The following is a 15,564-nucleotide window of genomic DNA, read 5'->3' as shown; positions in this document are numbered from 1 at the left end:
TCAGTCCCCTTTTCAATCATTCTGAACGCCAAACGCGTAAGAAATCAATTTTTCCTGTGTTGCATCCTGATGATTACAGCTGTAGACGATACGTCCTTCGCGTACCACATGGATCCGGTCGCTTAAGGCCAGCAGCTCCGGCATTTCCGAAGAAACCAGTAAGATTGCCATGCCCTGCTGTGCCAGTTTCGAGATCAGGCGGTAAATTTCGGCTTTGGAACCCACATCGATTCCTCTGGTCGGTTCATCCAGGATTAAAACCTCCGGCTGCGTCGACAGCCATCGGGCGAAGATTACTTTCTGCTGATTTCCTCCGCTCAACTGTCCGATTAATTCATTTGAGGAGCTATATTTCACTTCAAAATCTGTCGCTGATTTTTCAAAGAAGTCCTGTTCTTTTTTATGGGAATATAAACTGCATTTATTGGCCAGTTCCTTCATGGCCACAATTGTCGTATTCTGCATCACCGACAGCGTATAGATAGACCCTGTGCGCAGCCGGTCCTCGGTTACCATGCCGATCTTGTTTGCCACCGCATCAGCAGGGTTCTTGTTTTCGATCTTATTGCCTTTGAAAAGGATCTCGCCGGATTCGGGCCTTGTGATGCCGAAGATCGCTTCCATGATTTCCGTGCGCCCCGCGCCCATAAGTCCTGAAAAGCCCAGCACTTCCCCTCTATGTACTTCAAAATTAATATGTTCGAATACCCCTTCCTTACAGAGGTCCTTTACTTCCAGAATCACTTCATCTGTCGAATAATTCGCTTTTTCAAATACCCGGTTCTGCTTTCTGCCGACGATCATGGATATCAGCCGCTCCATCGGCAGGTCTTCTGAATTTTCCGTAGCCACGAACGTGCCATCCCGCAAAACTGTCACTCTCTGACAAATCTCATAAATCTCCTCAAGCTTGTGTGAAATAAAGATAATGGCCGTCCCTTCTTTGGCAAGCTTGCGCACAATCCGGTACAGGAGCCCGATTTCCTTGTTCGTCAGCGCCGAGGTCGGCTCATCCATAATGATGATATCCGAGTGATAAGAGACGGCTCTGGCCAGTTCCACCAGCTGCATGTTCGCCACACTCAGTTCATTGATTTTTTTCGTCGGATCGATACGGATATCCAGACTTTCCAGCAATTTTCTTGTCTCGTCCACCCGCTTCTTTTTATTCAGAAGGCCGCAGCTTTTGAAAAGCTTCTCCCTTCCAAGCCAGATATTTTCCGACACATCCATCTCCGGCACCAGGCTGATCTCCTGGTGTATCATGGAGATTCCGCTTCTTAGCGCCTCCGCCGGGCTTTTAAAATGTACTTTCTCGCCCCGCAGCATTATTTCTCCGGCATCCGCTGAATATAAGCCCAGCAGAATCTTCATCAGCGTGGACTTCCCGGCTCCGTTTTCGCCGATCAGCGCGTGAATCTCGCCTCTTTTCAGTTCGAACTGCACGCCGCTTAACGCGCGGACTCCCGCAAATACCTTTACAATCCCATTCATCCTTAAAATTGTTTCGTCCATATAAGTCTCCTTTATGGTAGGCCCTCCGTCTAACGCCGGCGCCGGCCGTAATAACCGGAAGCCCGGAATCTCGTTTCGTCCGGGCTTCCGTTATATCTTTTTATTCAACAGGACAGTACGGCCGTTGAATCCTATTATTTCTCAATCGCAAAGGAGCAGGCTGCGTAATCGCCGGCCATATATGCGTCAATGTTGGAAGCATCCACTCTCATAACCGCATCCAGGGTATATGTATTGCCGCCGTCCCAGGTATCTGTCGCCAGTTTCACTGCGATGTCCATAATCTGATCGTTGTCCGTGATGGAAGCGCCCACATCCAGATCCTGTTTTCCATCTTTGATCAGTTCCGGACCGCTGTCCAGATCGATTCCGGTCAGGACTACTTTATCCTTGATGCCGGCAGATACCAGCGCGTTGGAAGCGCCCAGCGCCATAATATCATTGGCCGCGCATACGTAGTTGATTTCCGGATAAGCCTGAATCCAGTCTTCCATAATACCCATGGCTTTCTGAGTATCCCAATCTCCATAACCTTCGGCTACGATCTCGATACGCTCCGGCATCTCTTTCGCAAGTTCTTTCATCAGATCACAGCGGATCAGCTGCAGCGTCTGGGAAGCTTTTCCATAGATCAAACCGCATTTCAGATTCACATCCGGGTTCGCATCCAGATAATTTCTCACCCAGTCCTGAACCGCCGCTTTATAGGTTTCCTCGTCTGAGCCGTAGAATACTACGTCTACCAGGTCCGAACCCATATCACGAATATCGATAATCGAAGCGCCGGTGTCTTTCATGGTCTGCAGGCAGGGAAGGCTTCCTTCCGAGTCCACACAGGAGAATACGAATACATCCGGTTTTGTAAGAGCCGCCGTCTCAACATTTGATATCTGCTGGTCAACGCTGGCCTGCGCGTCATAATAGTTCAATACTACTTCGATGTCATCCCGTTCCGCGTTAATTTCTTCCACTCTCTTCTTGCAGGCCTCTAACATCAGGGACCGTGTCGCATCCAGAGTGTCATCACACCATGCGATGTTAATCGTCTGTTTTCCGGAAGCATCCCCGGATTCCTCTTTGGCCGGTGCAGTTTCCCCCGCATCACCGCCGGTCTCTGTTTTTGTGTCTCCCGTGGAACCGGTGTCTTTCGGAGCGGAAGAATTACCGCAGCCCACAAGACTGAGGGACATAACACCCACAAGAAGTAGCGCCGTAAGTTTTTTCATTTGATTACCTTCTTTCCCATTTTTTGAAACTTTTTTCACTTATTTTCATGAAATATTTTTTAGTTTCTGAAATATTTATACCATTCATTTCATGAAAAGTCAACAGTATTTCCGGCGTTTTTTGTGAAAACAACGCATTTTTGTCAAGTTGTCCAATTATTTTCTGTCATTTTATGCACTTTTACAATGTAATATTTTAATTTTTTCATCTTTTTTCAGAATGTGTCTATACTTTTCCTTTTTGATGTGTTACAATTATTTCATGAAAATATTGTGTAAATACATAATGTAAGCGGGGAGAGATTAAATGGAGAAACAAAAAATAAAAATAACTGTCCGTGAGGTTGCCGCCCGTGCCGGGGTGTCCACCGCAACCGTCTCACGAGCCTTTAATCATAAGGGTATCGTCAATCCAAAAACATACCAGAGCATTATGGAGGCTGCCACCGCGCTGGATTATAAGCAGGAAACCGCCGGGGACATCTCACCGAACCGAGCGCCGGTTATTTCCTATACTAATAGGAACAACAGCAAAAAAGCAGTGGATAAGCGTCTGCTCATCATCAACATTCCTGCCATATCCAATCCATTTTATACAGAAATCATCAAGGGGATTCAGTCCTCAGCCTTGAACCATCAATTTGATTTCCTGCTCTATTCCGGGCATATCAAGGAATCCAGCATCGACACATTTCTAGAATTAGTGGATTATGTAAAAGCCCAGGGCGTCATCCTCCTGAACCTGATTTCCGAGGAACTGTTAGCCCGGATCACCGAAATCATCCCGGTAGTACAGTGTTGCGAGTACACCCAGAACGAATTTGCCTCTTCCGTTGGAATCAACGATTTCACTTCTACCCAGCGCGCGATGGATTATTTCCTTTCCACAGGCAGAAAGAGGATCGGTTTCATCAACGGGCCGCTCAGCTACAAATTTTCCCAAAACCGGCTGCAAGCCTACTATAAGGCCATGGAAACCGCCGGCATAGAAGTTCAGTCCCAATGGGTCATCCAGCTGCCGGATCTGAGTCCCGATATGGCGTTCTCCTCGGTCGTTAAGCTTCTGTCCATGCCGGATGCGCCGGACTGCTTTTTCGCGGTGTCCGACGTGCTGGCCGCAGCGGCGATACGGGCCGCCCATTACTGCCGTCTTAAGGTTCCGGGGGATATTCTGGTGATCGGCTTCGATAATACCGATATCTCTCATCTCACCACTCCGTCCATTACCACCGTGAACCAGCCCAAATTCCAGCTGGGGTTCCTGGCCTGTGAGCTGCTCTGTGAGAAGATCCGGAATCCGGAATCCGAGGTCAAGCATATGCTGCTCAACACGGAGCTGATCCTTAGGGAGTCTACGGCCGTCGGGGCTTTTACGGCGAAAGGGTATTAAAGAGGACGCAAGAGAGGCTTGTGTACAGCGGGAAAGGGGGTAGCCCTTCCTTTTGTATACAAGCCTCTCTTTTTTCCGGAGCATGCATGCCGGCAGGTCTGGGGCAGGTTCTATGTATCGGTGAGCTCCAGAAGATTATTATATTTTTCTTTTTCTCATAGCGTCCACATAAACGGCCGCGATGATGATAATTCCCTTAACCACCAATTGAACAAAGGAATCCACTCCCACCAGATTCAAAAGATTACTGATCGTTCCCATAATCATACATCCAATGAGCGTACCGAATAACGTTCCGGAACCTCCGGTTACACTGATCCCACCGACGATGCACGAAGCGATCGCATCCAATTCTGCTCCCTGGCCAATAATAGGCTGGCCCGAATTCAGACGCGAGCTCAGAACGATACCGGCAAACGCGGAGAGAAGTCCGGACAGGATATACACCAGGAATATAGTACGGTCCGTATCTATCCCTGAGTATTCTGCCGCTGTCAGATTATCTCCCGTCGCATATACATGGCGTCCAAATTTTGTTCTGTTTAACAGCACCCACATGAGGAGAAACGCAATCATCATATATACCGCTGATATCGGAATTTTTCCGAGGAAACCGCCTCCGATTTTCTGAAACAGCTTATCTGAAATCAAAACCGGCCGGCCTCCGGTGATGATGTAAGATATTCCGCGGATAATATTCATTGTCGCCAGCGTAACAATAAATGGCGGCATTTTCATCTTTGTAATGATAAATCCATTCATTGCGCCAAACAAAGCCCCTGCAACCAGAGCCAACAGCACCGCCAAGATCGCCGGGACTTGAAACCATGCCACCAGTACGGTTGTCAGGCAACCGGCCAACGACATAAAGGACCCTACCGACAGATCAATCCCTCCGGTTAAAATCACAAAAGTCATACCAAACGCGCACAGGGCATTGGTGGTAATCGTCCTCAAAACGTTCATCTGATTATCAAAGCTTAAGAATTTTGAAGACAATACGGACGCCAGTACAAAGAGACATACAAACGCAAGCAGGATACCGGCATTTATCTTCAAAGAGCTGATAAAATTGATTCTATATCTGTAGAATCGGTTATTTTTATTATTCATCCTTTTTTACCCCCAGTGCATAACGCAGTAATTCTTCCTGGTCCAGTTCTTTTTGTTCCTTGCACGCCACGATTCTGCCTGCTTTCATCACATACACCCGGTCACACATATTTATGACCTCCGGCATTTCTGATGATACCATAATAATACTGACTCCATTTCTTACCAGCTGATCCATAAGGGCATAAATCTCAGCTTTTGCCCCCACATCAATTCCCCGGGTAGGTTCATCCAGAATCAGTATACTTGGGGATATCGCCAGCCATCTGGAAAGCACCACTTTTTGCTGATTCCCTCCTGACAAATTGATTACATGCTGCTTGTTGGTATCTGTCTTGATCCCTAATGCCTGTATGTACTTTTCCGCCAGCTCCTGTTCCAGTTCATTATTCACAAACGGAAAATGAATAAATTTCCCCAAAATGCCCAAAGTGATGTTAAACGATACCGAATGATGCAGAATCAACCCCTGCAGTTTTCTGTCCTCAGGCACCAGTCCAATCCCCGACGCCACAGCATCCTTTGGGCTGGAAATTCTGATCTGTCTCCCTTCAATCTCAATCTTCCCGTCCTCCAAAGGCGCGATCCCGAACAAAGCCTGCATCAGTTCCGTTCTTCCTGCTCCGACAATACCGGAAAAACCCAGGATCTCCCCTTTTTTCAAATAAAAGCTCACATCTAAAACCCGGCGGTCTTTTCTGGTCAGATGTTCTACCCGCAGCACCGTATCCCCCTGTGGATGCTCCGTTTTTACGTAGTAGTCAATCAGCTTGTGTCCCACCATTTTCTGGATCAGTCTGTCCTGGTCGATAGCCACAGCGTTCATCGTATCCACGTTTTTCCCATCCCGCAGGACCGTAATCCGGTCACAAATCTCGAATATCTCTTCCATCCGGTGAGATATATAGATAACTGCTATTTTCTGCTGCTTCAGGGTCCGGATCAGCCGGAACAGGCTCTCGACTTCTCTTTGCGACAAAGCTGCCGTCGGTTCATCCATGACAATGATATTCGAATGAATACGCAGAGCTTTGGCAATTTCCACCAGCTGTTTCTGCGCCGTCCCAAGTTCGCCGGCTTTTACATAGGTGCTGAAACCGGCGTCTATTCGTTCCAACAGTTTCGCCGCCATCTCATGCATCTTTCTGTTATCCAGGAGGCCGTTCTTTTTGACCGGCTCACATCCCATAAAAATATTTTCGGCCACCGTAAGCTGCTCAGCCAGCGCCAACTCCTGATGAATAAAGCTGATTCCCAGACGAATTGAATCCTGCACGCTATGTATTTCGATTTCCTGATCTTCAAATTCAATTTTTCCGCCTTCTATCGTATAAATACCGGCCAGGCACTTCATTAAGGTGGATTTTCCCGCGCCGTTTTCCCCCAGTAAAGCATGGACTTCTCCGGGATATAATTCAAAATCCACGCCTTCCAGAGCCGGTACGCCCGCAAAAGACTTTTGAATCCCTGTCATTTTTAAAAATACGCTGCTCATGTACTGTCCCCCTATTACCCTGTCCATCAGGAAACGCCCTGCCTTTTTTGTTTTCCCTGCGGCAGGACGTTTCACTGGCCTTGTAAATAGTCAAACAACTATGGATGCTATTCGTCCAGGAACTCTTTTGCATTTGTCTCATCGATAAAGATGATCGGCACCTTGGTCAGCCAGTCGCCGTCAATCGCTTCCCCATTTAATACGCGGTACATATTTTTGGTAGACAGTATCGCCAGCTGATCCGGCTGTTGTTTCGCCGTCGCAGTCATCTTCCCCTCGCTGATCGCCTGGATTGCATCAATATTCCCATCCACTCCATAGACCAGCGTACCTTTCAGCTTACCGGCCGCCTCCAGAGCCTGGACACATGCCATTGCGGCCGGATCATGATAGGCAAACACACAGTCTATCTTATCGTATTTCTGAATCCAGGTATCCATCAGCGCAAGCTTCGCCTCCAAAGTCTCCGGATTCGGCTGATTTGTCTCCAGCAGATGTAGATTTGGCTGGTCCGCGATCGCATCCTGGAATCCCTGTACCCGCTCAACAGCAGCCGTATTCGTCTCAAAATCCATGATTAAGTAATTCTTCTCCTCACCGTTCGCCCGTTTGGCAAAATCAAGCCCGCACTGATAACCCCCGTCATAGTTATCCGAGACGGTCTGGGACACCAGAATATTTTCTTCCTCCTTCACATCCAGAAGCATATCCGCGGCCGCTACTACGATTCCCTTATCCGCCGCTTCCTTTATGGACTGGATAGGCGCCTGATTATCGCAGGATTCCACCACAATCCCATCTACATTCTGTGCTATCAGATCGCTTAAACAGGACATCAGTTTTCCAGGATCATAATCCGCATCCAGGACCACCGCCTCGTCTCCGTTCTCTTCCACTACGGAGCGGAAACCCTCTTCAAAGATCTGGCAGTGCGGATTCGTTCCTGAAATGATCACACAGCCGATCGTACGTTTTTCTTTGGCATCCCCGGCCGAATCCGTCGATTTTCCTCCATCCTTTGAAGAATCGTCTGCAGGCTCCTGCTGCGCTGCCGCCGGTGCAGAATCTTTGGATGCGGCATCTCCGGCCGCACCATCTGATCCCGATGAACATCCTGCCAATAATACTCCTGTCAAACACGCTGCCATAAAAGTAAGCCAACACTTTTTCATTTAAAATCCCCCTTCCAAATGAACACGTTATGTACTCTTTCTTTCCACTGTTGTGCGATCCACCCGTATCTATCACGCCTTACGCGACGCTTCTTCCACCAGCCCCTCTTTTTTTATCGCTACCACCCGAACCGGACTCGCTTCCATGCCTTCTATCGGCAGCGGAAGCACAAATACGAGATACTGATTGCTTTCTACTTTATCCAAATTAGTCAGCGATTCCACCAGTGGAATATTGGCCCGGAACAAGGTACAGTGCCCAGGTTGGTTCTTCGCCTCGATATCCTCGATTCCCGCCGCATCGGTACCGATACAAATAACCCCTTTTTGGATGATCCAGTTAATCACATCAATAGACAAATATTGATAATCACACCAATGATCCGGATCCCGGAACAGATTATCCCGGCCGGTCTTAAAAAACAGAATATCGCCCGCCGCAATCTGATCGTCATATTTCATGATCTCATCCAGAGTCACTTCTGCAAAAGGTTCTTTATCGGAAATATCAATCAAAACCATATTTCCGCACATCTGATTGACCGGGAACTGGGCCACGTCCAACCCATCCTTCAAATGATGATAGGGAACCTCCACATGAGTCCCATTATGTGTACACATATCAAGACGGCTGATAATGTACCACACATCATCATCGTGCTGTAATTGCGGCATAAACTCTGTCGCATCGCTGGATTTTGCCTGGAATTCAAAATTTGCTTCTCTCCCCGGCAGCATACGCTGTGTCAAATCCACGAAATACTCTCTCTTCATAATTACCTCCTGTTTGTTTTCCTTTCAAATTATTTGTTTTACTTCTGTTTGCTTTTTTATAGTATCATAATTTTATTTTTTATTCAATAATTTTATTTTAATTTATGATTATTTGTGAATTATTTATTTTTTCTTTTCCTTTTCGTCACATTCCTCCCATATATGTAAGCGCTTGTCCCTTTTCCCCTCCCGCCTTTTGTGCATTTTATTGATAGGGCTGTGTGATTTTCTAAGCAATAAAAAAAGAAGCCTGTCCCAGCTTCTTTTTTAACTTATTTAAAAGATAAAGGCCCGCCGCTTAGCGGAAGCCAGTCTTTAAAAACAGACTTTTCCATCACTACCGCTCGCATACATCAGTATCTTCAAGCTCGTCGCTTCCTCTCCGCTTAACTCCGCCTTAATCTCACCATCATATATAACATAGATCCGATCACACATTCCGATCAATTCACGCAGATCCGACGATATAAATAATATCCCATGGCCCTGAAGAGCGAACGCATTCATCATATTATACAGCTCAACCTTAGATGCTATATCCAATCCCACGGACGGATCATCTAAAATCAACATCTGTTTCCTTGAAAAATGCAACTTGGAAAAAGCAATCTTTTGCTTAGATCCTCCGCTTAAATATTTAACCGGTATATTGGGATCCACATTTTGAATATGCATCCTGTTTATATATTGAAACGTATTTCTTACAATTTTATCTTTCTGCAGGAAACGAGTTCTTGATTGTACGCGTTTCAAATTCATGATTGTAATATTAAAAAAAGTATTTAATTCCTGAAAGAGATTCTCATTCGAAATACCGCTCATATATGTGACACCTTTTGTCACCGCATCACTGGGCCTTTTAAATACGACCGGTTCCTCTTCCAAATACACCTTTCCCTTTTTTACCGCGTCCGCACCGTTGAGAAGACGGGCCAGACTGGTTTTCCCAGCTCCCTGAAGCCCCGCAAGGCCGACAATTTCTCCCGATCTTACGAAAAGGCTGACCTCTTTCACCGTATTATGTTCATTGCTTATTCCATCTGCCCGAAGAAGTATACGGCCCGGCTTACAGCCTCTTGCTTTCGGATAGCGGTTCCGATAATCGATCCCGGCCATCTCCTTGATCACCTTCGGAATATTTTCTCCTTCCAGGCCATGGTACTGCGCTCTCATTTTGCCGTCTCTTAGTATCAGAACTCTCTCCGAAATCTCCCGGACCTCATCAAGCTTATGAGAAATAAACAGGGTTGTAATTCCCATTCGCTTCAGTTTTCGAATAATTGAAAATATTTTTTGGACATCCACTGAGGAAAACGATGCCGTGATCTCATCCATAATTATCATTTCGGATTCAAAAACAATCGCTCTGGCCAACTCGATCATCCGTTTTTGCAGCAGTGTGAGCGTATTCACCCGGGCAGACAGATCCAGCCGAACTCCCAACATCTGAAAGACTTTCTCTATTTTTTCCTGCTGTACAAAACCATTGACGAACGGAGTATGCCCGTGGCAAATCTCATTTCCTAAAAAAATATTGTGCTCAACGCTTAAAGACGGAGCCAGCGCCGGCTCCTGCATAATCATACTGATTCCCAGATTCATCGCGCTGCGGGGTGTCTCTATTTTTTTCTCTTCCCCATTGATAAAGATCCGGCCTTCGTCCGGCTCATAAATTCCGGCCAATATCTTCATAAGCGTGGACTTGCCCGAACCGTTTTCACCTAGAAGGGAGCAGATCTCTCCATGATAAAACTTTGCATGAATATGATCGAGAACCAGATTCTTATGGAAAGATTTACAAATATTCTCAATGCGAATCCATTCTTTTTCCATACCCAACCCCACTCTTTTAATCTCCGTATGCGGTTAACAGCTTGATATTCTTTTTAAAAAAATAGTCTTTATACTCTTGAGGAATCCCTTCATTGGTGACCACCGCTGTAAGGCCGTCCAACGGCGCGATCTGGTGCAGCGCCTGATGGTCAAATTTTGTTTTATCTGCCAGCAGGATTACATTTTTGGATATCTCCATAATCTTTCTGGTAATTTCATGGACATACAAATTATTGGTGGTAATTCCCGCCCGGATATCCACACAGTCCGCACTGATAAACGCCTGATTAATGAACATATTCTCCAGATCCGCACATGTCTTGGGCCCTGTCGAAAAGGCTGTCCCATTGGTTTCCTGCACATCCCCTCCCAGGATCTGAACCGAATTTACTTTGTTCATCAAGATGGCCACTGCATCTATATTATTAGTCACTACCGTAATATTCCTATGCCGGCTGATATCTGAGGCGAAAATTTTACAGGTCGTCCCCTGTCCAAGGAACAGGCTCGTCGAATCCTGCAGTAAATTGGCAGCGAGGCCGGCTATATTCTTTTTTTCCGCATATGAGCTTACGTTACTGACAAATTCGATTGGGTTCTGAGTCTCGTCTTCGGTTAATATTGCCCCGCCGTGCACTTTCTTTAAAAATCCTTCCTTTTCTAATACATCCAGGTCTTTTCTAACCGTAACATCACTCACATTTAACCTTAATGCCAGGCTCGTAATATTTACCTGTTTCTCGTCCAGCAGTATTTGTTTTATCAGATTAATACGTTGACTGGCAAACAAACGCTTCACCCCCTTTTTTCTGCCACTATATTCTTACGGACATCGATAATACAGATAAATGCCGCGTCTTCGTATATTATACTATCATAAATTTCGCACCGCAAGTACAAGTACATCCGGACATATTCGCGGAACAAACGTCACTTTATCCATTCTGCCAGGGTCTTACACAAATGCGGGAAGTCAATCGGTTTTGACACGTGTCCGTTCATCCCCGCAGCCAGCGCCCGGTTAATATCCTCCGCAAACGCATCCGCTGTAAGCGCGATAATCGGTATAGCCGCAGCCTGGGGATGAGTCCCGCCACGTATAAGCTGCGCAGCGGCATAACCATTTAGAACCGGCATCTGAATATCCATCAGGATCGCCTGATAAGTCCCTTCCTCCGACGCTTCAAACCGTTCTACGGCTTCCTGTCCGTTCACGGCGCCGTCAACCTCAAGTCCATATCCGGTCAGAATCTCTCTGGCAATCTCCATGTTCAGCTCATTATCCTCCGCCAACAGGATTCTCTGCCCTTTTAACCCGTAGTCCGTTTTCATTTCCACTTTCGTTCTTTCCAGCGCGCAGCGCCGGCATACATTGGAGAGAACATCAAACAGGGACGACTGGAACACCGGCTTTCGTATCGTGCCGCCGATCAGCCCTGCGGCCTCCTGGGACCCGCAGTCCCCATAGGCGACCGCGATCAGCATAGGCTTGCCGGGAGCCGCAGCTTCCAGGATCTGTTCCGCCACTCTTTCCCCCGGAATCTCCGGGTTATCCCAATCAATGAGGCACAGATCGTAACATTCGTCTTTCTCTTTACTGCAGGCTATCTTTTCTAATGCCTCCTCTGTTTTCAGAGTCATATCATACGTAATATCCAGCCTGCCCAGCAGAGTCTCCAGGTACTGGTAATCCCCGTTCTCATCAAACAGGACCAGAACATGAAGACTGGAAAAATCATAGACCTTTTCCCTAATCCGCCTGGTTTCCGGAATACCAAAGGAGAGATTCACCGTAAACAGGGAGCCCTGTCCCTCCTCTGATTTTACATCAATGGTCCCCTTCATCATGGAGACCAGATTTTTTGTAATGGACAATCCCAGACCGGTACCGCCGAATCTCTGCGCTGTAGTGGCATCCTGCTGTTCGAATGGTTGGAACAGCCAGGACTCATACCCTTTTGGCATACCTATCCCGCTGTCTTTTATCCGGAACTGAAGATACACTCTTTGGTCATCCGCCGACTGTTGTTGTATGGAAAGCGTCACCCGGCCGCCCTCAGGGGTAAACTTTACCGCGTTTGACAGGATATTCAGCAGAACCTGGTTTAACCGGAACTGGTCACCCATCAGCTCCTCTTCCGTCAAATCGCTAAGGAACACACGGAAATTTACTCCTTTATCCGAAGCCTGCGTATGGAAGATCGAAGTGATTCCTGATATTAGTTCCCGGATATTAAATACTTCGTTGGCAATTTTCATCTTACCGCTCTCGATGGCTGAGATATCCAGCACATCGTTCACGATGTTTAATAGCTGCCGGGCCGCAAATTCGGATTTACCCAAACATTCTTTCATTTTATCCGGATTCCGCAGATTGGTTCCGGCAATCGTCAAGTATCCCAAGATAGCGTTGAGAGGCGTCCGGATCTCATGGGACATGCGGGACATAAAAGCCCCCCGGGCCTCAGCGCCCTGCTGTGCAGCGGTCAGTGCATCCTTAAGAGCCTGGCGTTTTTCCTGTTCCTCCCGCTTTGCCCGGTCTATATTTTTAATAAACACCATCAGACTGCCGGGAATCCGTTCTTCCTTCGGCGGCACCCCCTGAAGCGTGTAGGAAAACCATTGGTATGGGGACTGCGGATTCTTTCTAACCCGGCACTCAAAATATACTTCATCCCCGTTTTCCGCCATGCGTCCCATACTTTCCTTTTGCACCAGTTTATCTACACCTTCCCGATCCTCGGGATGCAGGCCGTTTATCTCCAGATTTCCTTCGTCCAGAATCTTCTCTCTGCTTCTGACTCTTCCATCATCCACCTGATAGTACCAGCATCTCTTCCCGCCCGATTCCACCTCTATTACTTTGTCGTTCGCCTTGCAGACATAGGAAATAAACCGTTCCAGCTCCCGTGCCTTTTCCCGTTCCAGGTTCAGATTCTTCTGCCTGAATATGTACAGGATTAAAATAATGGCAAAGCAGGCCGCAGCGGCCAGCATTAAAAGCCAAAGGACCGGATGCGCATACAGGAATCCTGTCAATGACATGTCGGCAGCAAAATCCGAAGTCTGTTCCAGCACAATCCGGTTAATCTCATCCGAACTCATGCTGAGTACGGCTTTATCCATAACAGAAAAGAGCAAACCATTATCCCGGCTGACAGAAACCGCAAAGCTGAGCCCATATCCCGGCACCAGCTGTTCCCGGAACCGGTTCCTGGCATCCTCGTTTACAAGCCGCTGAGCTATATAAGTCTGAAAAAAAGCCGCGTCCTGTCTGCCGTTCAATACTGCGTCCATACATTCCTGCGTCGTATCGTAGCGGGTAACCGCGGAATCGCCGAACAGCTGCTCTGCGTATTCTTCCACCACGTCGGAATTTCGCATGACGGCTACAGACTTGGGATGCCCGGCAAAATTTTTTAGCGTAACAACCGAAAGCGGCAGCTCCAGATAGGGATCTGTCACGCGCAGTCCCCGGCTCTCCGCATCATTAAAATCAGACGCCCCGTCAAACCGCACATCCGCTTCTCCCCGGGCCAGCAGTTCCCTTGCGTCTACTGTGGGAGGCGTCTCCACGAATTCATAGGGGAGCCCTGTTCTGCTCATTACTGCTTTTGCAATCTCCGGCAGGATTCCTCTGGCTTCTCCGTCGACAAAATAAGAGGCCGGTTCCCTCTGGGAATTGATCGTTACTTTTACTTTCCGGCCGCTCTCCTGCAAGGACTTAATATAGCTGCGCTCTTCCGCCGTAAATGAGATCTCATCTCCGCTGTTTGCCGTGTAATACCGGTCCGTCAGAAGCGTTTCTAAATCCTGGTGTTCTGTTTTGAGTATCCCGACCGCGCGGTTGACCTGATCCAGCAATTTTTGATTGCCCTTCTGAACCATAATATAAAATGGCGTGTCATCAAATGTGGCTATGACCCATTCCTTTTCGATCTTCCTTAAATTGCTGGTCAAAGCCGCGTCAATCTCATCCCCTTGCTGAAGGGCCTTCGAGAGAGCCCCGCTGTTCTTATAATAGACCGGCTTATAGACAAAATCATGTTTCTGCGCAAATTGGACCAGGTTATCGTTCCTGCTGTTCCCTTCCAACAGGCCGATGCGTATCCCATCAAGCTGTGAATAATCGTCCACCATATACTGGTTATTCCCCGCTTTTACCGTCAGAATGGCCGCGCTGCTCCCGATCGGCTGATCGGAAAAATCAAATCGCTCCAGGCGTTCGGGCGTCTTCCTGGCTGAAGTCAGGAGATCGATCTCTCCCGCCTCCAGCATATCCTGCATTTCACTCCAGCTCTTATCATAGCCTACGTACTCATACGTAAAATTCGTATATCGGGCCAGGTATTGGAGATAGTCATATCCATACCCGCTGCGTTTTCCTTGCCCGTCAATCATATGGTAACCCTCAAACGCAAAAAAGCCGACCCGGACCGTTTCGGACTGATGCCCCGTTTCCGAATCAGCCGTTCTGTCCGTCCGGCTATTCGGATCGCTCTGAGCAGTTTGACTCTGTATCCCGTTATTCTGTTCCGGCCGGCCGGCTCCGGCCGTTATTTTACCATTCGTATAACACAGAGCCAGTATGATAAAAGCAGCCAACAGCCACCGCCCCTGTTTGAAAGACTTTCTCAATGTCCCCTTTCTCCTTCCCCGTCCAAAACGATACCCCTGATGATGTATTATTCTCAGCATACGCCTATCCGCTTTTCTTATCAATACTTTTTTGCAGGCTGACGCTGGGTTCTCATGGAGGCTTCGGGAGAAGGTTCTTCCCCTTTGAACTGCTTCCGGCACAGAACCGGGGCTGTCGCACTAACTTAGCGCTCTTCCTGGGGGCTTCGCATGTCCGCTGCTTAGGGCTTGGCACCGCGGGCGGTATCCGGGGACGCTCCGGGCGGCCGGGTTCTTTTGTATCTCCCTGGGAGCGCATAGGGCGGCTGCGAATACGCTTAGTGAAATCGGAAAGCCGGGTTCAGGATGCACGGCGGACTTCACGTCCGACGGGCAAGAGCCTCTGAACCGGGAACACATCACGTGTTC

10 protein-coding genes are annotated in these 15,564 nt (G+C 47.8%); 1 reads left to right on the top strand and 9 read right to left on the bottom strand.

Annotation, left to right across the window (positions count from 1 at the left end):
• Positions 1 to 12: 12 nt before the first annotated feature.
• A complete protein-coding gene (locus KTH89_RS04310) occupies positions 13 to 1,515 on the bottom strand; it encodes a sugar ABC transporter ATP-binding protein (protein WP_238720736.1) in 1,503 nt (500 codons plus the stop codon).
• Positions 1,516 to 1,649: 134 nt separating this feature from the next.
• Complete coding sequence (locus tag KTH89_RS04305; RefSeq protein ID WP_158348282.1) at positions 1,650 to 2,741, bottom strand: sugar ABC transporter substrate-binding protein; 1,092 nt, start codon at positions 2,739 to 2,741, stop codon at positions 1,650 to 1,652.
• 307 nt (positions 2,742 to 3,048) lie between these two features.
• Here KTH89_RS04305 and KTH89_RS04300 point away from each other — a divergent pair, with 307 nt between their 5' ends.
• Complete coding sequence (locus tag KTH89_RS04300) at positions 3,049 to 4,131, top strand: LacI family DNA-binding transcriptional regulator (RefSeq protein ID WP_238720735.1); 1,083 nt, start codon at positions 3,049 to 3,051, stop codon at positions 4,129 to 4,131.
• Between the two features lie 138 nt (positions 4,132 to 4,269).
• Here the strand turns inward: KTH89_RS04300 and KTH89_RS04295 are convergent, their stop codons facing one another.
• From KTH89_RS04295 to KTH89_RS04265, 7 genes are all read right to left on the bottom strand, one after another.
• Positions 4,270 to 5,244, bottom strand: a complete 975-nt coding sequence (locus tag KTH89_RS04295) for an ABC transporter permease (protein ID WP_158348286.1) — start codon at positions 5,242 to 5,244, stop codon at positions 4,270 to 4,272.
• On the bottom strand, positions 5,237 to 6,739 hold the full coding sequence (locus KTH89_RS04290; protein ID WP_158348288.1) for a sugar ABC transporter ATP-binding protein: 1,503 nt from the start codon (positions 6,737 to 6,739) through the stop codon (positions 5,237 to 5,239). The genes KTH89_RS04295 and KTH89_RS04290 overlap by 8 nt, the downstream gene beginning before the upstream one ends.
• A gap of 107 nt (positions 6,740 to 6,846) precedes the next feature.
• Positions 6,847 to 7,911, bottom strand: a complete 1,065-nt coding sequence (locus tag KTH89_RS04285) for a sugar ABC transporter substrate-binding protein (protein WP_238720733.1) — start codon at positions 7,909 to 7,911, stop codon at positions 6,847 to 6,849.
• Positions 7,912 to 7,983: 72 nt separating this feature from the next.
• A complete protein-coding gene (locus KTH89_RS04280; RefSeq protein WP_238720732.1) occupies positions 7,984 to 8,685 on the bottom strand; it encodes a cyclase family protein in 702 nt (233 codons plus the stop codon).
• A 315-nt stretch (positions 8,686 to 9,000) separates the two neighbouring features.
• On the bottom strand, positions 9,001 to 10,518 hold the full coding sequence (locus KTH89_RS04275) for a sugar ABC transporter ATP-binding protein (protein ID WP_238720730.1): 1,518 nt from the start codon (positions 10,516 to 10,518) through the stop codon (positions 9,001 to 9,003).
• A 16-nt stretch (positions 10,519 to 10,534) separates the two neighbouring features.
• Entirely contained in the window at positions 10,535 to 11,308 is a 774-nt protein-coding gene (locus KTH89_RS04270; RefSeq protein ID WP_238720729.1) for a DeoR/GlpR family DNA-binding transcription regulator, read from the bottom strand.
• Positions 11,309 to 11,448: 140 nt separating this feature from the next.
• A complete protein-coding gene (locus KTH89_RS04265) occupies positions 11,449 to 15,156 on the bottom strand; it encodes an ATP-binding protein (protein ID WP_238720727.1) in 3,708 nt (1,235 codons plus the stop codon).
• Positions 15,157 to 15,564: the final 408 nt, after the last annotated feature.

The organism is Diplocloster agilis (assembly GCF_019042275.1).
GTDB classification, from domain to species: Bacteria; Bacillota; Clostridia; order Lachnospirales; family Lachnospiraceae; genus Diplocloster; species Diplocloster agilis.
Note: the sequence above shows the minus strand (reverse complement) of the source record. Positions and strands in the feature narration are given on the sequence as shown.